This window comes from Pleionea litopenaei, assembly GCF_031198435.1.
Classification (GTDB): domain Bacteria; phylum Pseudomonadota; class Gammaproteobacteria; order Enterobacterales; family Kangiellaceae; genus Pleionea; species Pleionea litopenaei.
The window spans coordinates 2,192,711-2,213,920 of record NZ_CP133548.1 but is presented as its reverse complement, the minus strand read 5'-3'; the positions used below and the strand labels follow the sequence as shown (position 1 = coordinate 2,213,920).

Here is a 21,210-nt window from a genome sequence, read left to right as displayed (position 1 = left end):
ATTTATGACTTGGTCTGTATTAAAATTTGGCGGTAGCAGTGTTGCCGACGCGAATCTATGGAAGACGATTCAGCGAGAGGTTCAAGTAAAACTCGATCAAGGTCATCAACCTTTTCTCGTTTTGTCAGCATTAAAAAATGTTTCGAACTTACTTGAAGCTCTTTTGCATCAAGCATTAGCTGGAGTGCACATTAAAGCGATCTTTCAGTTGAAGGAATTACACTTGAGATTTGCTGCGGAGTTAGGCGTTAATGGCGAGACTGCTTTGCAATCGTACTTTGACGACTTGACCGATTTTTGTGATGAAATATATCGGCAGCAAACAGTGACTCCTAAACAACATGCGCAAGTGCTAGCTTGCGGCGAGTTATTCTCCACCGTCATTGGAGCGAGCTATTTGCAAAATCAAGGCATTAACGTCTTTTGGATGGATTGCCGAGCGCATTTGATTGCTCACAATAATCGTGATTTAGATGAGTGGCATCACTATACCAGTAATCAATGTGATTATTCTGAGCCACTCGATGCCAAACAAATGGGCTGCCAATCGGATCAAGTTGTTATTACCCAGGGCTTTATTGCTGCTGATGAATTTGGTGATACGGTTTTACTCGGGCGTGAAGGATCTGACACATCTGCTAGTTATTTTGCGGCAAAACTTCGAGCGAATCAGTTAGAAATTTGGACCGATGTTCCTGGTGTCTTTTCGATTAATCCAAGAGACATTTCCGAGGCTCGTCAATTGTCAGTTATGTCTTATCGGCAAGCCGAACTGTTTTCTCAATCTGGCGCGAAAGTACTCCACCCTCGTGCTATGGCACCGGTGAAAGAGTTTTCGATTCCGGTACGTGTCAAATCAACGCGATTACCAGAAAATCCGGGCACTTATATTTATTTGGACGATTGTGCCGCGTCAGTTATGGGCATCGCGATTGAAGAGTCTGTTACCTGGATTCGTGCAAACCATCTGAGTCAGACTACAGTCGAGCAACTGTTAGCGCTTGGGTTTGACCGAATAGAGTTGGACCTTTCAAATGCGAATCAGTGTTTATTGCTGTATCGGCACACGGAAAAGCATCAACCTGAAGATGATCAGTTATCGCAGAAATATGGCGTTATGTTAGAAAGTTGTTACACACTAATTACTTTGCTTGGAAGCACTCATGATGGCCAATGGATCGAAGACGTAAAAGCGCATATGAGCTCTCAATGGAAAGAACGAACCTTAGCCTGCTTCACTAATAAAGAACTCGGTATCATGAGCATTCTGGTGAATCCTAATTGCAGTGCTGAAATTACTCAGCAATTACATCGAGGTTTAATCGAAGAGAATGAACTGAGTAATGAATTCGGACTCTCTTGGAGCTCAATCGTTTCTGAGTCTTAGTATCGCTAACTGTCTTATTGCAATAAAAGTTTTGCGCGTTCGTCATAAATCTGTCGTGATGGTTTTTTAAAGTGTGCCTAAGGTATGCGATCAATACCAGAGGCGAAGCGTTATGAGTAATGGAAGTTTGGCGTTTAGGCGATACCGCTCAGTATTTTTGTCGGACATTCACTTAGGTTACAAAGATTGCAAAGCTAATCAATTGTTGCAGTTTTTAAATACTTGTCGATGTGACACCTTGTATTTACTCGGAGATATCGTTGATCTCTGGTCCATTCAGCGAAGGCACTTTTGGCCTAAAGAGCATCATCAAGTCATCGCAAGGATTCTTCAGCTTGCAGAACAAGGAACAAAGGTTATCTATATTCCTGGCAACCATGATGCCGCCGTTCGAAGTTTACTGCCGTTGGTTATTAATCAAATTGAGTGCTGTGATGAGTCAGTTCATCATGGCGTCGACGGTACGCGTTATTTACTGATTCATGGAGATTTGTTTGATGGATTAGTCGCTTGCCCGAGGTTGCTGGCTTGGATAGGCGATAAACTTTATGATGCGCTGTTATTTCTTAATCGTTGGTATAACCGTATACGAGCAATATTTGGCAAGCCTTATTGGTCTCTGACAAAATTTATTAAAAGTCGGGTCGGAGGGGCTCAAGCCTATATTTCACGATATCAATCCGCCGCTCTCGAATACGCAAATAAACGCGGTTTTTCCGGCATTTTCTGCGGGCATATCCATCAGCCTGCCTTACTAGAAGAGCCAACGGGTTGTTACTTCAACTGCGGAGATTGGATTGAGAATTGCAGCTATATCTGCGAAGATTTTCATGGCAAATTTAGTTTGCAGTACTGGCCTGCGGCTGACAAAGAAACGCTCACGAGTCTTGACTCTGAAAGCGCGTTAGATACTTCGAGTAAGCAGAGTGACCAAAAGGCCGCTTAATTTGTCACTAAAGTGACATCTTTTTGCAAAGGAGCTGTCATTGACATTATCTAGTCTTCTGTAAAAAGTATCAGAGACTTTATTATGTTTACGGTTGATCAATTTCTCAGTGAAAAATACCCAACAATTTCTAATCGTCCACTTGTCTATAAAGCAATTAGTGGTGTATTGAAATATCTATTACACGAATCAGAATTCAAGCAGTTCGAGCAAGATTACCCCAATCTCAGTGGCATTAGTTTTGTCGAGAAAGTTCTAGAGTACTTTAATTTTAGTTATCAAATTTCTCATCGTGATCGAGAGCGAATTCCTTCGCAAGGCAGAGTGGTGATCGTTTCTAACCATCCTATCGGTTCACTCGACGGCCTTGCTCTTATTAAATTGATCTATGATATTCGCCCCGACGTGAAGATTGTAGCCAATGAATTACTTATGGCTCTAAATCCCCTACATGATGTTCTGCTGCCCGTTAACAATATGAATGGCAAAACACCCAAGGAAAACTTCAGCGCAATCCAAGAGTTTCTTGCAAGCGAAGGAGCCGTGATTATTTTCCCAGCGGGTGAAGTGAGTCGAATGCGCTTGTCGGGCGTGAAAGATGGTTTATGGCGTTCGGGTTTCTTACGAATGGCTCGTTCAGCAAAAGCACCGGTTTTGCCGCTATTTGTTGACGCCCGAAACTCGATGGCGTTTTATTTAGCATCGGCGATTTATAAGCCGATGGCGACTTTAATGCTCGTTAAAGAAATGTTTAAACAATCGCAGAAAACGGTCACGATTAAAGCAGGTAATCCAATACCGTTTGAGCAGTTTGAGAAGTTACCTTTTGACAATAAGCAAACCGCCAAGTTATTTAGGAAACATTTATACGCTTTGGCGTCTAATCGAAAAGCTGTATTTGAATCGATTACTCCAATTGCCCATCCGGAAAATCCGGTCGCTGTGTATGAAGAATTACGCAGCCATCGTAAACTGGGTGAAACACCGGATGGAAAACTTATGTTTCTGTGTGAGTCGCTTAAGGACTCCATATTATTAAGAGAGATTGGCAGACTTAGAGAACTTTCCTTTCGAGCGGTGGGAGAAGGTACGGGCCTTAAGCGTGATACCGATACCTATGACCGCCACTATTATCACTTAGTTCTATGGGACAAAGAGTTAATGGAAGTCGTCGGTGCTTATCGTTTTTGTGATACAAAGAAAGTGATTGCAGAAAAGGGAATTGAGCATCTGTATACGCACTCATTGTTTCAATTTAACCGTTCAATGAATGGTTACTTACAGCAAGGACTAGAGTTAGGGCGAAGCTTTGTTCAACCCAAGTTTTGGGGTAAGCGATCGTTAGACTACTTGTGGTTTGGTATCGGCGCTTTTATCAAAGAAAATCCACAGTTTCGTTACCTTTTTGGCCCCGTAAGTATGAGCAATCAGATGCCTAAAGCAGCGAAAGATCTTATGATTCACTTTTATCGTTGCTATTTTTCAGATGGTCATCACGATGCTGCATCTAGACATCCTTATAGTATCGAAGATGAAGTTTCTGAAAAGCTGAGAGAAACCTTTAAAGGAAATGACTATAAAGAAGATTTTACGCAATTGAAAAGTTTGTTAGCGAATATGGGCGTTTCAATACCTACTCTTTATAAACAATACTCTGAACTTTGTTCGCCTGGCGGCGTTAGGTTCCTTGACTTCGGGGTTGATCCTGAGTTCGCGGATTGCGTTGATGGCCTAGTCATGGTTGATTTGGCTCAGTTGAAAGAGAAAAAGCGAAAACGTTATTTACAACGCGATGCTTAATTACTCTCGCGATTTATATTTCGTTGATTGAACGAAGATTTCTTTATTGAGTTGCCGTGCTCTGCTCTCTCAATGAATAGGGCGGGGCATGAATTTGCGCTGGTATAAGAAGGGTAAGGTATAAATAGGGTAAAGTATTAATAGGACAGGGTATTGGTCGCTTCTTAAGATTACTTATTCGAAAGGCTAATTGTCCGTATGCGACTGACCGCCCGCAAAAACGAATAACTAGCTAGCGGGTGCTTCATTTAGCGTGTTCCTAGATAGGATGGGCTCCTGTTCATTGCGAACATTATTCACGCTGAAAACAGTTTCTACGTTAAAAAATAGTTCTAGTGTTTTTAGGTAAATATCACGAAGAGCAAAAATATCGTCAAGCCTTGCTCTTTCATTCACTTGGTGGATCGTCTTGTTAGGAATACCAAACTCAAAAACATCATTACAGATCTGTGCGGCGAATCGTCCATCGGAGGTTCCTCCAGATGTCGACAAAACTGGATATCGTCCAGTCGATTGAATGATCGCTTGCTCGAGAACGGGAAGGAGTTGCGAGCGGCATTGATCGGGCGCAGAAAAATACGGCGTACATGGTCGCTCCCATGTTATCTCGAAGTTTTTGGAAATATCCATCAATTGCTGATGAATTAATGCATCTAATGATTGCTCACACCATAAGTGGCTGTAGCGAATATTAAAAGAAATTTTGCATTTGGCAGGGCTGATATTGTCTGTGAACTCACCGGATTCAATTCGGGTGATTTGTAAACTGGTTCCAGGAAAGTCTAAGCTACCTTCATCCCAGGCGATTGCGTTCAAACGAGCGATAACTTCACCCATTTGATGAATTGGGTTTTCTATTTGTTGCGGATAGGCAACGTGGCCCGCAATGCCTGACAATTGAATTGAACCTGATATTGATCCTCTGCGTCCTATTTTTATGGTATCGCCACAACTTTTTCTTGCGGTTGGTTCCCCGACTAAGCATGCATCAGGTAGTAAGTCTTGCTGTTTAAGGTATTCAATAATTGATCGTGTACCGTATTCAGCTACGCCTTCTTCATCAGAAGTAATAAGCAGCATCATTGAACCATTGCTGTACGCTGACGGAGAGAGTTGTTCCAATGCATTTAACATGCAGGCAATGCCGCTTTTCATGTCAACTGCTCCGCGGCCGTAAATACTCTGTCCATCAATGTGCGCTGCAAATGGTGGGTAACACCAGTCTGCATCATTTCCAGGGGGAACGACATCCGTATGTCCTATAAAGGCAAGTCTAGGTTTTGAGTTTTTGTGAGACGTTAACTCGTGGTTTATGTCTACTTTTCCGGATTGAGTCGTTCGTTGGCTTAGCTCGTCAGCTGAAGCGTCTTTAACGGCAATTAAATTGGTAACGCCATTAAGCGTAAAGCTTTGACATTCAAATCCTAGTCGCGTTAGACGTTCAATGAGGTATGGAATGCATCCTGCATCGTCAGGTGTAACCGACGGTTTTTGAATCAGACTTTGCAGCGTTGCGATCAAGTCTTGATCGGCCAAAGTTAGTTGGGTAGGTTTGCTTGATTTGGTCGGCATTGCTAGTTAGCTCCATTGTTAAAATGGAGTTTAAAATCTGAATGTGACCGCTAGTTAGCAAATAAATGACAGAAAATTGACAGCTTGAACCCTGTTTTCGACTATATCTGAGGGGCTGGGCAATCAATTAGATTGCTAATTCCACGCAATAGAACCCACTCTTGATCGGTGATGTGATGATCGTCTTGAATGCAGTTGACCATCGCCTCGATAAAGGGGGCTTTTAATATGGGACTAAGTCGATCTAAGTTTCTTATCGATTGATGAAATTGATTGGCATTGAAATTAACACTTTGATGATTGTCAGAAGCGCCCGTTTCTGAAGTGTCTCCAAAGCTTTTCATTAGTTCTGCGAGTAATTTTGCGCGGCGTTCTTCAGATGTTTTCGATTCTTGCAAAAGTAGCGAAAGAATATAATGAATATCTTTCACCACAGGTTTAAAACTGGAAAAAGTTTTTTCAATCGTATGATTCAAATTAGTCGTGCGAAGACAAATGGCAAAAACAATGTACTCCATTAATGAGACTGACTTATCGCAACTGATCAGTTGTTTCGCAACACGAATGAAGGCTTCATTGAGTTCGCTCGCTTGCTGAGCTAACGCTGGCACGGAGATGTCGGTCAGCGCAAGCACCTGTTGATTGTTTAATCCTTTTAGTAGCGGAACGATTTGAGTGATGTTATCCATTTGCTCTGAACTGATTAAGTCACTTACACTTTCGAGGCAAGTCACTCTAGGTTGTGTATTCACAAACACAAGTACGGATAGTAATAAATCAGACGCGCTAAGTTGTTCATTCTGACCGTGGGCAATATCTTTCAGTGAATCTGGAATAGACTCGAGTAAACTCTTGGCTTTACTGACTTGTTCAGAATCAAGGGTTCCAATTTTTTGAACCAGCGATTGCGGTGAGAGTGATGCTGCGGTTGCTGTGGTCATCGCCGAAGTGAAGACTTCTTCTCTCGATATTGAGTCGGTTGATGTGGACTCTTTATTTGAACTCTCATCACTCGTTTTAGGTTTGGCCAACGTGGGAGTGAAGTTCGGTGCAACGCGCTTGATACGGTCGTCTATTTTTGGGTGAGTTGCTAATAAATTTGAAAAAAGTTTTATCCGACTACTTTTTTCAAAACACATGTGACTGACTTCTTCTGCCTTTTTAGAAGAGAGCGTTGATCCTTCATAAGAGCTTTGTATTTTAAACAAAGCGTTCGCGATACCTTGATTGTCTCTTGTGTACTGAACCGCAGAGGCATCGGCTAAATATTCACGTTGGCGTGAAATAGCCGCTTTGATCCAACGGCCAAAAAACAATCCGACGTAGCCAACAATCATTAAAGCTATTCCGACAATAGCAATTTGTCCACCTTCGCTCCTGCGACTCGAGGTTGAATGAGAGCTGCTTCGAGCGAGAAATTCTCCGAGTTGCCCAAGAACAAGGATGCCTGCAAGAATACCAATGAGGTGAATATTGATTTTCATATCGCCATTGAATACATGACTGTATTCATGAGCGATGACGCCTTGCAATTCTTGTCGGGTTAATTGCTCTAAACAACCCTTAGTCACAGCGAGGCAAGTATTTTCAGGTTTGGTTCCAGCAACAAAAGCATTGATACCTTTCTCTTGATGCATCACGTATAAAGCGGGCATGGGAACGCCGGACGCAATTGACATCTCTTCGACAACGTTGATCAGTCGTCGCTCAAGTGGATCGGTGGTACTAAACTTCACGGCTGTTGCGCCAACCATGGTCACCGCTTTGTATCCACCACCTGACTTCATTTGCCACCAACGAAATAGGCTGGTGACTGAAATAATCATGATAATCATAAACGTGATCATCCAACTGATCGGCTGTTGCCAATAGCTAGTAAAGTTGGTGCAATGGATATTAGAGGCACAAGCACTAAAGTAAACGGCAATGTTCACCAGTAATACAATAGCAATGACGGCGAAAGCGAAAAGCGCCACTAACTTTTTAGTTTGCGCTTTGGCTTGTTGCTGGTTTTCGAAGAAATTCATGAATTAATCGTATTAACTAAAGTTAACTTTCACCGCTTTGCGTGCTTCGGGTTCTTCTACCTCAAATAGTTGAGCTTCCTGGAAGGAAAAGTTATTCGCAACAATGTTGTTTGGAAACTGCTCTCTATAAGTGTTATAGAACATGACAGAATCGTTAAAGGCTTGTCGAGCGAAAGCAATTTTATTTTCGGTCGTCGTTAACTCTTCCATGACATTCGACATGGTTTCATTGGCTTTTAAATCAGGGTAGCTCTCCATGACCGCAAATAATCGCCCCATGGCACCGGTTAATACGGATTCTGCACCCATAAGCGCCTGTATAGAACCTGCATCGCTCGGATCGTCAGCGGCCTTTTGATTTGCGCTAACGGCTTGAGAACGCGCCGCAATGACCGCTTCGAGAGTCTCTCGCTCATGTGACATGTAAGCTTTAGCTGTTTCGACAAGATTTGGAATTAAGTCATAGCGGCGTGTAAGTTGCACGTCGATTTGAGAAAACGCATTCTTGAATCGATTACGAAGGGAAACTAATTTGTTATAAATGCCAATGACATAAAAAATAATAACCGCTACAACGGCAAGAATGATCCATTCCATTTCAAACCCTCTTTAACTTTTTCTAAACTATTTAAAGCCATTCAAACGTCTCGATTAAGAGCATTTGAATGACTAATCATTCAGTTGGTTTATTTCTCGTTTTAACGACTCGCTGGGGTCAGTGACAATTTTCTCTAACACGGCAACACGTCGATTGAGCTCATCAATTTGTGCTTGCTGTTTGTTTAGCAATTCTTCGTCTGACTTAGTCGTTGCTTTCGACTTAATATACATCTTGATGACTTCGGCACCAACAACTATTAATACAATCACCGAAATCCACTTAAATACTTCCATATTCGCCTCCAACATAGTGTATTACTGGAGCTCTCACTATGATGACGTTATAGTATAGCGGTCATGTCTAGATATTGCGGCTGGAAACCGTGTAATGCCGCGAGTCCACCCCAGGATAATTGAATGAGTCTCGAAAAATATCAAAATCTTACTCAAGTCATCTCGACAAGTAATGATCACTTTGATTATCAGCCAAGCTTTAGTGACTGTGCAAGTTGCTCGAGTATGACCAGTTTGGCACAGGCGAGTCCATTTGTCGGACAAGTGATGTCGAAAGAACCGCCTCTATTTGATGCTTTTTTATCCTCAGGAGCTTATCAACATCCTCTTAATCTGGAATCAGTGGCTCTTGAAATGCGTGCAGAAGTGAGTCAGCAGGCCAGCCTCGATGGCGCTAAGCGTTCTTTGAGAGTCTGGCGTAATCGAATCATGGCGCAAATAGCGCTACAGCGACTTCTGAATACTCAGACCATTGAGCAAGAAATGGCAACCCTTTCTTGCTTTGCCGATCATCTTATTACCACGGCTTACCAATGGTGTTTCAAGCAGATGACTGAACAATGGGGAACGCCACTCGACTCTTCCGGAAATTCCATGGACTTGATGATTTTGGCGATGGGGAAGTATGGGGGATTAGAGCTTAACTTTTCATCGGACGTCGACCTGATATTTTTCTATGCAGAAGAAGGAGAAACTCAGGGTGCAAACCGAAGTCTAGAGCATCATACTTTTTTTATTCGACTCGGCCAGCAGTTAATCAATTTATTAAATGATACCACCCGTGACGGTAGGGTATTTCGAGTAGATATGCGCTTGAGGCCTTACGGTGAAAGTGGTCCTTTAGCAATGAGTCTAGATGCTGCTGAAGATTATTATCAAGAGCAAGGGCGAGAGTGGGAGCGCTTCGCAATGATTAAAGCGAGAGTCATTGGCGAAGAAAGCTTAGTTCATCAGGTTTTCTACAAAATGATCACGCCGTTTGTTTTTCGTAGGTATATCGATTTTGGTGTACTCGAGTCGATACGATCAATGAAATCGATGATAGCCAATGAAGTTCGTCGTAGAAAACTACAAGACAATATAAAGTTAGGCTCAGGCGGTATTCGCGAGGCTGAGTTTATTGTGCAGTCTTTGCAGCTGATTCGGGGTGGAAGAATACCGCAGCTCCGAGCTAAAAGTTTTTACCGGGCGTTAGAAGCATTGCAAGAACACGAGGTTATTCCTCAAGATAAAGCCAATACTTTAAAACAAGAGTATTCTTTTTTGAGAAAGGTTGAGCACATTCTGCAGATGCAATATGACGAACAAACACAGCAATTGCCCGAAAATGAGTGTGACCAAGCGCGACTCATTGCCGTTTTAGACTTTGATAACTACACGGCATTTTATCAACGTTTACAACAGGCTCTTTCAATTGTACATCAAGAATTTTCGGAGGCTTTTCGACTCGAGAACGATGATAGCGAGGGGCCGTCGAAGAGCAACTTTAAAGTGGCCAGTTTTGATGACTCAGAGTTAAGCGAGGTGTTTGCGGAGCAGTCTTCAGAACAAGTGCAGCAAATTGCTAAGTCGATTCGACTGTTTGTCGCATCAAATGCCTATCAACAACTGACCGAAACAGGGCGTAATCGCTTGAGTTCATTTTTTCCTGGGCTACTGTCTAGTATTTCGAAAGTTAACAATGCACAGGTATCTTTGGAGCGTATACTTCAATTATTAAAATCAATAAACCGAAGAACCGCCTATTTGGTTTTGCTCGAAGAGAACCCTCCGGTGTTGGAGCATTTAGTTCGACTGTGTTCGCAAAGTGCGTGGATAAGTGAGCGTTTAACGGAGTATCCAATTTTGTTAGATGAACTTCTCTATCCAAATGCTCTGTATACGCCCTTGACTAGCCATGAATTAAAAGATGAATTGCGTGTGCACATGTTGCGTGTCGAACCTGATGACGAAGAACAGCAGCAAGAACATCTGCGTATATTTAAGCAAACCCATGAGCTAAGAGTGGCTGCCGCAGTGTTAAATCAAACGATCAATGTGCGAAAAGCGAGTCGCTATTTAAGTCACATTGCTGAGGCGGTTGTTGACACGGTACTTTACTTATCTTGGCACAAGCTTGTGGCAAAATTTGGTGCGCCTCAGTCCTCTCATTCAGCTGAGTTAACACCAGAGCAGTTCGCAATCATTGGGTATGGTAAGTTTGGTGGCGAAGAACTTGGTTTTGGTTCTGATCTTGATATTGTCTTTTTATACGATGCCGATCCTGAGTCGAAAACACTCGGCTCTCATCCTATCTCCAATGCTCAATTTTTTACGCGTTTGGCACAACGGATTATTTCTTCGTTAAATATGCGCACAATATCTGGTGTGCTTTATGAGGTAGATACGCGTCTTCGTCCATCAGGTAACTCAGGGTTATTAGTGAGTCATATAAACGCATTCAAAGACTACCAAGAAAACGAAGCTTGGACGTGGGAGCATCAAGCGCTGACTCGTGCACGAGTGATTTGTGGCGATCCGAACATAGGCAAATGGTTTTCACAGTTTCGAAATGACATTATTGGGCGTCAAAGAGAGTCGCAACAACTTATGCGTGATGTGGTAGACATGCGTGACAAAATGCGACGGAATCTAGATAAATCAAAAGATTCATTGATCGATATCAAGCAAGGCGTGGGTACAATGGTAGATATTGAGTTTATTGCTCAATATTTAGTTTTATCATCGGCTCATTTGACGGAGTTACAAAGTTGGTCAACGCGTACGACACATCAACTTGAGCAAGCCGCCAAACTTGACTTAATCAGTGCAAAAACGGCAGCATTATTAATCGAAGCTTATCGTTATTATCGAGAATGCAGTAATTACTTGGTGCTAACTGGACAAGATAAATGTTTACCAGAAGTGCAATTAAAAGATCACATCGATCAAGTCTGTAATGCTTGGTCTATACTTTTTAAAATCTAGCACCATATAAGACTTTGGAGTAATCATTCTGTTAGCGAGTCTGTCGAATGATGCTTAAAGCGAAAAGCATTTTTAATGGAGTAATCAATGAGTACTACTACGAAAACGACCCTTGGCGAGCCAATGATAATTACTTCATCCGACCTACCTCTTTCGTGTCCGAGACCAAAGGATGAAGTATGGAACAAGCATCCGAGAGTGTACTTGCAGCTTGACCAAAATAATGAAGCTCATTGTCCCTATTGTGGAGCACAATATCGCCTCGATACTGGTGAAGGCAATTAATGCTTAATACGGCTTTAAATTTATGGAGTGATTGGGCCTGCGATAATCAGACGTATCAGGCATTAAAAAGAGCACTCAAGAGAATTTTGACTGATCAACATGCTTTAGGTCGCTTGTGGTTCGATAGTTTTATGATACTTCTGGTTCTCTCCAGTGTTGGCGTACTGGTGCTGAATACCCGCATTTCTTTAGGCGCGTGGGTAGAGCCATTTGAATGGACGGTACTGAGCATTTTTATTGTTGAATACCTTATGCGCTTTTGGACTTGCAGTGATGTTCATAATATCGTTGCGCAAGAAAGAGAGTACGCAAATTATCACAATCTTCCAATGCGCTGGTCGCAAATTTGGAATGGTATCTTTCAACAGAAGTGGCAATTTCTTACGTCCCCTTTGTCGATCATTGATCTGCTCGCCATTTTACCGGTTTATCGTCCCTTACGATTGTTTCGCCTATTACTTCTTTTTCGAATTTTTAAGTTGTTTCGCTACTCCAGAGTACTGACCTATTTCTCAACAATTTTTCAGGAGAAAAAAGTTGAATTACGGATGTTGTTGTTTGTTTTCTTATCCGTCATTTTTATTTCTGCCACGATTTTATATGAATTTGAATCGGGGCATCCAGAATCAAATGTTAACAGTTTTTTTGATGCCATTTATTGGTCCTTAGTAACCATTAGTACGGTGGGATATGGTGATATAACACCGTCTTCGGTTGAAGGAAAAGCCGTTACTATGGTGCTTATTGTCTTTGGTATAGCTTTGGTTTCGTTTTTCACCTCGATGTTAGTATCAGGGTTTAATGCTCGGCGTCATGAATTTACCCACAGTCGTTTACTCAGTGAAGTAGAGCGGACCACCGAGTTCGTATTAATCTGTGGGTATGGGCGGATTGGTCAAGCCCTTGCTTCGCAATTTACCAAAGATCAACGAGTGGTGGTTATCGAACAAGATCTTGAGCGGGTAGAACTGGCCCGAAGAAATGGGACTATCGCATTACACGGTGATGCTTCTGACGAAGCCATGCTCGATGCCATAGGCATGGGTAAAAAAGCGACCTTTGTACTCTGCCTAACCAGCAACGACGTGACTAACTTATTCGTCACTTTAAGTATTCGACAAAGTAATGCCGAGGTTCCGATTTACTGCCGAGTGAATAGTCCTGCGAACGCTCATAAAATGAAAATGGCCGGTGCAACCTATGCGATTAACCCCTATGCCATTGTAGCGGAAGTTGGTCGAGAATACGTTCAGCAACCGGTGGCGTTTAAAGCGGTAATGGATATTCTAACCAGTCAAAATAATCTCGGAATTGAAGCCATAAGAGTCAGCAAAGAGCACAGCTGGCTTGGCCATTCTCTCAGTGAACTTGATTTTACGACAGCTCGTCTCATTTTTTTAGGCGTTTTGCGAGCAGCACCACTAGCCGATGAACAAGCGTATGCCGTTGGTAAAGAGTTCTTCTATTTTAATCTTGAAAGAGACTATGTTCTGCAAGATAAAGATTCCATTATCGTTGTCGGTGATTATCAAAACGCGCGCCAGTTTGCGAAGAGGGCACTATGAGCCATTGGATTGCCATTTTTGGATGTCATGATATGGGCTATGAGCTGGCCCGAACGCTCGGTGACGGGCAAAAAGTTGTTTTGTTGGATCATGTTCAAAGTAGAGTCGAGCGAGCTCGTACGCTTGGGTTTACCGCTTTCGTTGCTGACTTTCAAAGCGATGAAGCTTTGCGCGAGGCAGGCATCGGAGGTAAGATTTCGTTGCTATTCACGCTACTCGATAAAGATTCCGAGAATGTTTTTTTAATTCTATCGGCTCGTGCCATTGATCAAGGTTTGCGGATTTTGACGATTGCTGAGTACTCAGACTCTTACCACCGGTTGTACGCGGCAGGCGCGAGTGAGGTTGTTGACCCCTATGAACTTTCGGCTCGCCGTATTTTTCAAATGATCACAAGACCGCAAGTTGTAGAGATTATTGAACAGGCCTTTTTATCGCAACAAGATATAGAGCTGGTTGAATTTCTTGTGCCAGCCGACTCCGCGCTGGTCACTGAGCGGTTGGGCGAGGTGGAAAGTTTTAATGCGCATAAATTAGTGTTGCTAGGGATTCTTATGTCGTCGCATTCTCATCAATTTATGTTTGCTGCGGGGCATTTGGATTACCGCATTCAATCTGAAGATGTCTTGGTATTAGTGGGTCGCGATCAAGACTTTCGAGCATTCGTCTCGAGTGTTAGCTAAAATACCTATCAGTTTACAATCAGATACATTTGCTCACATCCATTTAAATCTGTCTGACGCATAATAGACGGCTGGGAAGGAGCAATCTGTCTGTTGCCATCGAATTACTTATTGTTTTGATATATCGGGGATCTTATGACCAAAGCAAGTTCAACGCTCACGGGAATCGTCATAGTCGTGGTTATGATTGTTGGCATTATTTTAATGTTCGCGAGCAAGCCTCAACCGCCAAAAAAGCCGGTGCAGGTAAAAATGCCATTAGTGGAAGTGCTAGCACCTCAAGCCGAAGCCCATCAATTTATGGTCGAAAGCCATGGTGTCGTTATGCCGCGTACTGAAACCTCACTAGTTTCTGAAGTGTCTGGTCAAGTAGAAAGCGTCTCTGATAAGTTCTTCGCAGGAGGTTATTTCGAGAAAGGGGAAGTCTTGTTGCAAATTGATCCCACCGACTACCAGGTGGGCGTAGAACAAGCAAAGGCGCGACTGATTAGTGCCCAAGCTCAGTATGCGCAAGAGAAAGCGCGGGCCGAGCAAGCTCAAAAAGAATGGGATCTCTCTGGTCGTAGTCGTAGCAAAGCACCTGCTCTCGCTTTAAGAGAGCCTTTTTTGCTTGAAGCCGAAGCGAACGTTCAATCGGCCGAAGCCGATTTGAAGAAGGCTCAGCAAAAACTGGCGCGAACGACCATTCGCGCACCTTATGCAGGAATGGTTAAAGAGAAACGTGCCGATGTTGGTCAGTATGTTTCGGTCGGTACCTCACTCGGAGTGACTTTTGCAACCGATTACGCTGAAGTTCGTTTACCCCTAACCGATGAAGACTTAGCATTCGTTAACCTTCCGAGTTGGAGTCATAATAATAGCTCTCAGTATCCTTTGGTTGACTTGAGTACAACCTATGCCGGTCAAGAGCGGCATTGGCAAGGACGTTTAGTCCGTATGGAAGGAGTTGTAGATCAAACATCGCGTGTGCATTATGCCGTCGTAAGAGTGGATGATCCCTATGCCATGCAGCAACAAACACAGCACCCAGTGCCGTTAAAAGTGGGTACTTTTGTGACAGCGCACATTAATGGCATCGAGTACGACAATGTCGTTAAGATTCCTCGAGAGGCATTTCGCGACTTAGAAAAGGTGTTAGTGAGTGATACTAAAAATGAATTACATATTCGATCGTTATCGATCGTTCGTGCAGAGAATGACTTTGTTTATGTAAAAGAAGGTTTGCAAGATGGCGATCAAATCGTATTGACGTCTATTGAGTCACCAATTGAAGGCATGAAACTGCGTATTGAGGGGCAAGAGGTCGACAATAAGTCACCAGAGCCAGTCACACCCGAGAAAACTGAAGTGGCTAAGTCTGAAGCCTCTGAGCAGCCGCAACCTTAATGTCGAGGATAGTTCATGACTTCTAATCAAACATCACATCCGCGAGAAACAGGTTTAATCGCTTGGTTTGTACACAACTCTGTCGCTGCCAACTTGTTGATGATCTTCTTGTTCATAGGCGGAATCGCGTCTTACTTTATGATGACCAAACGTATGCAACCGGATATTCAACCAAACATGGTTCAAGTATCCGTTGCGTATTTGGGTGCTGCGCCTCAAGAAGTTGAGAATGGCGTTATTATTAAAATCGAAGAAGCCATACAAGATGTAAAAGGCATCAAGCGCATTAATTCGACTGCTCGAGAAGGCGTTGGGGTGGTAACCGCGACTTTATATAATGATACAGATTTAGATGAAGCCTTGAACGAAATAAAGATTCAAGTCGATTCGATAGTGACCTTTCCAGGAGAAACGGAAAAGCCATTAGTCTCCAAAGTTGAATTTTCTGCTGACGTTCTCTGGTTAAGTATTTATGGCAATATGGACCGTCGTACTCGACAAACCATTGCCCAAGAAGTCCGCGATGAGGTCATGACATTATCTGAGGTCAACAAAGCCGAAGTAATGGGCAATCGTCCTTATGAAATTGCGATTGAAATCTCTGATAGTCAGCTTAGAAAATACGACTTAACTATGAGCGAAATTGCTCAGGCAGTACGTAATTACTCTTTAGATTTACCCGGAGGTACCATTAAAACGCATGGTGGCGATATTCGTTTGCGTACTAAAGGTCAGGCTTACACTGGCTTAGAGTTTGCGCAAATTGTATTGCGCACTAATCCTGATGGCACGCGACTGCTGTTAAGTGATATTGCAAACATTAATGATGGTTTCGTTGAATCCGACGGTTTTGCTCGATTTAATGGAGAGCCTGCAACGGTTATTCGAGTTAAATCATTAGGTGAGCAAAATGATTTAGAAATATCGAAAGCTGTGCGTGAATATATGAAGAGCAAACAAGAGTCTCTTCCTGATGGCGCTAAGATCGAAATTTGGGGCGACGGCTCTATCTATCTGCAACAACGACTCGACATGATGTTTTGGAACATGATCATGGGTGTCATTTTGGTTTTCGTTCTGTTGGCGCTTTTCTTAAGGGTTAAAGTTGCACTGTGGGTATTGGTTGGAATTCCCATCTGTTTTTGTGGCGCATTTTTACTCATGGACAAGGTGGGTCCTTTATCGACCAATATAAACTTTTTAAGTTTATTTGGATTGATTTTGGTGCTCGGTATTGTGGTCGATGACGCCATTATTATCGGTGAAAGTGTTTATAGCGAAATTAAAGAGCACGGTCATTCAAAAGAAAATGTTATACGGGGTGCTAAGAAAGTTGCCGTGCCGGCGACCTTTGGTGTTCTAACGACAATAGCGGCATTCTTACCTCTATTAACGTTAGACTTTATGTTTGCGCCGTTTTTTGAAGCCATTGCCGTGGTGGTTATTTTATGTTTGATTTTCTCATTGATTGAGTCAAAGTGGATACTGCCTGCTCATCTAGCCCATATGCGATACGACACTTATGATGAGAAAAAGGCCTCAGGTTTTGCCAAGGTGCAGCACGCGGTTCGTCAATCGATGGAAAATTTTGCGAACAATGTGTACCAACCATTTTTACATGGAGTGGTTAAACACAGATACTTAACCTTGGTTAGCTTCTTTTCGATTTTAATCTTTTCAATCGCGCTGTTAGCCACTGGTTGGCTAAAGGTAGAGGCTTTTCCAAAAGTTTCCGGTGATTTTGTTCAAGCGAATTTTTCCTTAAACGAAGGCAGCCCGATCAGCCAACGAGATGCCATGGTTGAGCGCATGGAAAAAGCCGTTCAAGAAGCGAACAAAGTGTTAATCGAAGAGAAAAACTTTGGTAATCCAGTTCTTGAACATGTGCTCTCGTGGACGAATGGCGAAGTCGGCGGAGGTATGTTTATCGAGCTGGTGAAAGATGAATCGCGATTGGTCACTGCTCCTGACTTTGAGAAAGAGTTGCGCCGACAAATTGGTAGCGTAGCAGGCGTGAAAGAATTACGCATTATGTCTGATATGGGCGCTGGTGGCGATGCTAGCATCAGCTTCCGCTTGGTTGGTAGCAATTACCACAATTTAGAAAAAGCCTCTGAAGCATTGCAAAAGAAACTCGAAGAATATGATGGCGTGTTTGATATTCGTACATCTTACAGCTCGGGTAATAAAGAAATTGAACTAGAGTTGTTGCCCGGCGCTGAAACCTTAGGCATTTCCTTAGCCAATTTGGGACGTCAAGTTCGTCAAGCTTTTTACGGTGAAGAAGCTCAGCGAATTCAACGCGGCAAAGACGAAATTAAGGTGATGGTACGTTACCCCTTGTCGGAGCGGCGTTCGATTGCCAATTTAGAATCGATGCGTGTCCGTACGTCAACCGGTGACTGGGTTCCTTTTTCATCTGTGGCGAAAATCAAGATGGGAGAAGGTTATTCGGCAATACAACGTGAAGATCGTAAGCGAGCGATATCGGTTATGGCCGACTTTGATCCGAATAAAGTTCAGTCGGGTTTAGTGACCGAAGAAATTAACAAAGAGTTTATTCCAGAGTTACTCGCAAAGTATCCAGGTGTCAATTCAGAATTAAGCGGACAGAGCAAAGAAGTTGGCGATATGATGAAAGAGCTCGGATTATCGATGCTGGTAGCATTAGTTCTTATTTATATATTGATCGCTATTCCACTGAAATCTTATTCTCAGCCGTTAATGGTGATGTCCGTTATTCCATTTGGTCTGATCGGAGCGATTGCAGGACATTTAATTTTTGGAAAAAGTTTCAGTATGATGTCGGCGTTTGGAATTATTGCTTTGTCGGGGGTCGTGGTAAACGACAGCTTGATTATGGTTGAGTTTGTGAACCGGGCGCGTAAAGAGGGCATGTCATTGAGAGAGGCCATTCTATCAGCTGGAGTTAAGCGATTCCGGGCGATTATGTTGACCTCGCTAACCACCTTTTTTGGACTCTTCCCAATCATGTTCGAGACCAGTATGCAGGCGCAAATAATTATTCCTATGGCTATATCATTGGCCTTTGGAATCATGTTTGCTACCGTCATTACTTTGGTTTTAATTCCTGCGCTTTACACCATTTTAGAAGATTTTAAGGGCGCAATGCGACGACTCTTCGTTTCTCAACCGTATCCACAGGTGAAGAACGACTCTCCCATTCAACGATAGTTGATGTCATTTAAAAAGCATGTCGAACCATTAAGGTTGGCATGCTTTTTTTTTGTGGTTATGGTAACTTTCTCGCTTTAATAACGGTCAAGAGTTAAGGGTCAAGGATACTCCATGTTTAAAGCCACAGTTGAGGGGCTGGCGATTTATCCAGTGAAAGGATTTAAAGGAATTGCTATTGAGCAAGCGGAGTTGACGCATCTTGGGATAAAGAACGATCGTCAGTGGATGATCGTTAACCCAAAGTATCAATTTGTGACGCAAAGACAGTTTCCACAAATGGCGCTAATGGAAACTCAATTAGAAGATGACCGTTTGATTTTAAGTTGGAACGGCGACCAATTTGAAATACCTATGCTTTATCAAGGAGACTCATCGCATATTCAAGAAGCGGTCGTTTGGAAAAACCAATGTAAGGTCCTCGATGAAGGCAATGCTGTGAGTGAGTGGCTTACTCAGCATTTAAAAACGCCCTGGCCGGTTCGGTTGGTGAGAATGCATCCGGAATTTACCCGGTGGGTCGATCAAAGCGATAAACTGATGAAACCAGGGGCGCAAGTCTCAACGGCATTTGCCGATGGTTTTCCTTTTCTCGTTGCTAATCAAGCGTCTTTAGATGCTTTAAATCAACAGCTCGGAAAATCCCTAAGAATGAACCGATTTCGACCTAATATTGTGGTATCGGGTATTCCGGCATTTTCTGAGCATCGCCTAACTTGGCTTGAGTCAGACAAGATTAAAATTCATCTGCAGTACCCTTGTGAGCGCTGCGTGGTGACCACCATTGAGCAAGAAACGGCATTCAAAGATCCGTCGATGCAGCCGCTCAAAGTTTTGACGGAAATTAATCCAATGCCGAATAAAGCCGCCGCCGCTTTTGGACAAAATGCGAGTTTGTCGCAAGGCGTTGGTGAAATCCTTGCCGTCGGTGATAGTGTTTATTTTACCGAGTAAGATAATTCTCTCATATCTTAAGATGTTTAAGTCGGAATACTTCCATTTAGGACAGCTCTATTTAAGTATTAGCAAATAAAAGGTACCGTTCATGAAATTGCTAGTGACGACATTGACAGCGTTCAGTTTTGGCTTGGTTTCCATGTATATTTATCTTGGAAAGTCGTTTTCAACCGTTAGCCAGATGGCTGTAGAAAATCAAATTTCAAATGATGTCAGGTTTATTGAACTAATTGAGGAAGGTAAAATCGACGAGCTAAAGAAGAAGCTCATTGTTCATATTGACTGTAACAGTGCGGTTTATGAAAATAATTTAGACAGTATCTTTTGGGAAAGAACCTCATTTTCAAATACGATTTTAAAAAAAGCGAAACCTTATATTGGCAAAGCTAGTGCTTGCAGTGAACTACGCAATAGTACCCTTTGAATTCAAATCTGACCGCTCCATGGTTTTGTATTTTAGAAAGGTAATGAGTGTTGGTATTCGTTACCTATAAATGCTTTTTGCTTTTAAACAGCTCAATGCTAATGAGATAGCATCAATGGCATGTTCTCGTGATTTAAAAGTTGTTTGGTCATGCTACTGAAGAGAAGTTCTTTTATTTTTGAATGATCGTAAGTGCCTGTGACAACCAACTGATAATCACCCTGATTCCATGTTTCTAAAATCGATTGCTCGATACGGCCATGACGACCATGGTGAGCGCGATCGATCATGGTTGTTTCGATATTATGCGCATGGAGGTACTCGCAAATTTGATTTCTAGCCTCAAGATAGTGAGATATTTCTTGCTGCTCAACAGTAAAGCAGAACAAAGTTACTTGGCGAGTGACTTTAAACAGCGGTAGAGCGTTGTGAATTGCGCGTGAGGCTTCTGGCTGCCCATTCCATAGCACGAGTATGTTATTAAGCGGTGCGCTCATTGGTAGACCTTCAGGAATCACCAGTACCGGGCTTTTGGTGTTCACTGCAACTTCACTTGCCGGTGGCTTGATGCTGAGAAGAGGATCTTCATCTAACATATTGGTCATGATCACTATGTCATTAAACTGCCCAAAGCGCGATAGCACATCGCGAATGTTGCCTCGTTCTGTGCGCCAAGGGAGGGGTTGTAAAGCGGCATCTTCAAATTGACTGATGCGCTTTTGAAGTTCGGCTTTTTCCTGCTCTAAGCGTTGTTGTGCGGCTTGAGTATTTGCATTAACCAAAGGCGCATTTTGTTGCATCATTTGACTTTGTAAGATCAGTTCTGCGGAATGGTCAGGTTCGATATAAATTCCATTGATCTCAGCACTGAAGGTATTCGCCAATAGTAGCCCGCTCTTTAGACGATCGTCGCAAGAAGGGTGGTTATCTAGATGTACTAGTATTCGTTTGTAAGACATAATCACCTCCGCAAAAATATTGGACTACTAATAAGTAGATAGTAACAAGCAGAAATTATGCCAGCGCAAACTTGCCTGATTTGCTTAGATTAGCGAGAGGAGGCTGGAGTTCTCGGCGTTAAATAGCGGTATAGTGGTGCAAAACTAAGACCAATGGTTGATT

The 21,210-nt window shown here is 42.8% G+C and carries 16 protein-coding genes; 11 read left to right on the top strand and 5 right to left on the bottom strand.

Annotated features, from left to right (window positions below):
• The first annotated feature begins 4 nt into the window (after positions 1-4).
• From Q9312_RS10005 to olsF, 3 genes are all read left to right on the top strand, one after another.
• A complete protein-coding gene (locus Q9312_RS10005) occupies positions 5-1,387 on the top strand; it encodes an aspartate kinase (RefSeq protein ID WP_309200699.1) in 1,383 nt (460 codons plus the stop codon).
• Between the two features lie 112 nt (positions 1,388-1,499).
• Entirely contained in the window at positions 1,500-2,333 is an 834-nt protein-coding gene (locus Q9312_RS10000) for a UDP-2,3-diacylglucosamine diphosphatase (RefSeq protein ID WP_309200698.1), read from the top strand.
• Between the two features lie 84 nt (positions 2,334-2,417).
• Positions 2,418-4,133, top strand: a complete 1,716-nt coding sequence (gene olsF / locus Q9312_RS09995) for a bifunctional ornithine lipid synthase OlsF (protein WP_309200697.1) — start codon at positions 2,418-2,420, stop codon at positions 4,131-4,133.
• Between the two features lie 228 nt (positions 4,134-4,361).
• On the opposite strand, the gene dapE is transcribed toward olsF, so the two are convergent.
• From dapE to Q9312_RS09975, 4 genes are all read right to left on the bottom strand, one after another.
• Positions 4,362-5,705: a succinyl-diaminopimelate desuccinylase gene (gene dapE / locus Q9312_RS09990; protein WP_309200696.1), complete on the bottom strand. Its 1,344-nt coding sequence runs from the start codon at positions 5,703-5,705 to the stop codon at positions 4,362-4,364.
• Positions 5,706-5,806: 101 nt separating this feature from the next.
• The gene (locus Q9312_RS09985) at positions 5,807-7,732 is read right to left on the bottom strand and encodes a M48 family metallopeptidase (RefSeq protein ID WP_309200695.1); all 1,926 of its coding nucleotides are present in this window, start codon (positions 7,730-7,732) and stop codon (positions 5,807-5,809) included.
• A 12-nt stretch (positions 7,733-7,744) separates the two neighbouring features.
• Positions 7,745-8,329 (bottom strand): LemA family protein, encoded by a 585-nt coding sequence (locus tag Q9312_RS09980; protein ID WP_309200694.1) that lies wholly within the window; start codon positions 8,327-8,329, stop codon positions 7,745-7,747.
• A 72-nt stretch (positions 8,330-8,401) separates the two neighbouring features.
• Positions 8,402-8,626: a hypothetical protein gene (locus Q9312_RS09975; RefSeq protein WP_309200693.1), complete on the bottom strand. Its 225-nt coding sequence runs from the start codon at positions 8,624-8,626 to the stop codon at positions 8,402-8,404.
• Positions 8,627-8,749: 123 nt separating this feature from the next.
• Here Q9312_RS09975 and glnE point away from each other — a divergent pair, with 123 nt between their 5' ends.
• The 8 genes from glnE (at position 8,750) to Q9312_RS09935 (ending at position 20,088) form a co-directional block, all read left to right on the top strand.
• The gene (glnE, locus tag Q9312_RS09970; RefSeq protein ID WP_309200692.1) at positions 8,750-11,593 is read left to right on the top strand and encodes a bifunctional [glutamate--ammonia ligase]-adenylyl-L-tyrosine phosphorylase/[glutamate--ammonia-ligase] adenylyltransferase; all 2,844 of its coding nucleotides are present in this window, start codon (positions 8,750-8,752) and stop codon (positions 11,591-11,593) included.
• 87 nt (positions 11,594-11,680) lie between these two features.
• Positions 11,681-11,878 (top strand): zinc-finger domain-containing protein, encoded by a 198-nt coding sequence (locus Q9312_RS09965; RefSeq protein WP_309200691.1) that lies wholly within the window; start codon positions 11,681-11,683, stop codon positions 11,876-11,878.
• Positions 11,878-13,443, top strand: a complete 1,566-nt coding sequence (locus Q9312_RS09960) for an NAD-binding protein (protein ID WP_309200690.1) — start codon at positions 11,878-11,880, stop codon at positions 13,441-13,443. Before Q9312_RS09965 ends, Q9312_RS09960 begins: the two co-directional genes overlap by 1 nt.
• A complete protein-coding gene (locus tag Q9312_RS09955) occupies positions 13,440-14,126 on the top strand; it encodes a potassium channel family protein (RefSeq protein WP_309200689.1) in 687 nt (228 codons plus the stop codon). Before Q9312_RS09960 ends, Q9312_RS09955 begins: the two co-directional genes overlap by 4 nt.
• 135 nt (positions 14,127-14,261) lie before the next feature.
• Positions 14,262-15,512 carry an efflux RND transporter periplasmic adaptor subunit gene (locus tag Q9312_RS09950; protein WP_309200688.1) on the top strand — a complete coding sequence of 417 codons (1,251 nt, stop codon included), beginning with the start codon at positions 14,262-14,264 and terminating at the stop codon, positions 15,510-15,512.
• A 15-nt stretch (positions 15,513-15,527) separates the two neighbouring features.
• The gene (locus tag Q9312_RS09945; protein ID WP_309200687.1) at positions 15,528-18,707 is read left to right on the top strand and encodes an efflux RND transporter permease subunit; all 3,180 of its coding nucleotides are present in this window, start codon (positions 15,528-15,530) and stop codon (positions 18,705-18,707) included.
• A 114-nt stretch (positions 18,708-18,821) separates the two neighbouring features.
• Complete coding sequence (locus Q9312_RS09940) at positions 18,822-19,661, top strand: MOSC domain-containing protein (protein WP_309200686.1); 840 nt, start codon at positions 18,822-18,824, stop codon at positions 19,659-19,661.
• 91 nt (positions 19,662-19,752) lie between these two features.
• A complete protein-coding gene (locus tag Q9312_RS09935; protein ID WP_309200685.1) occupies positions 19,753-20,088 on the top strand; it encodes a hypothetical protein in 336 nt (111 codons plus the stop codon).
• Positions 20,089-20,186: 98 nt separating this feature from the next.
• Here the strand turns inward: Q9312_RS09935 and Q9312_RS09930 are convergent, their stop codons facing one another.
• Positions 20,187-21,047 (bottom strand): universal stress protein, encoded by an 861-nt coding sequence (locus Q9312_RS09930; protein ID WP_309200684.1) that lies wholly within the window; start codon positions 21,045-21,047, stop codon positions 20,187-20,189.
• Positions 21,048-21,210 lie beyond the last annotated feature (163 nt).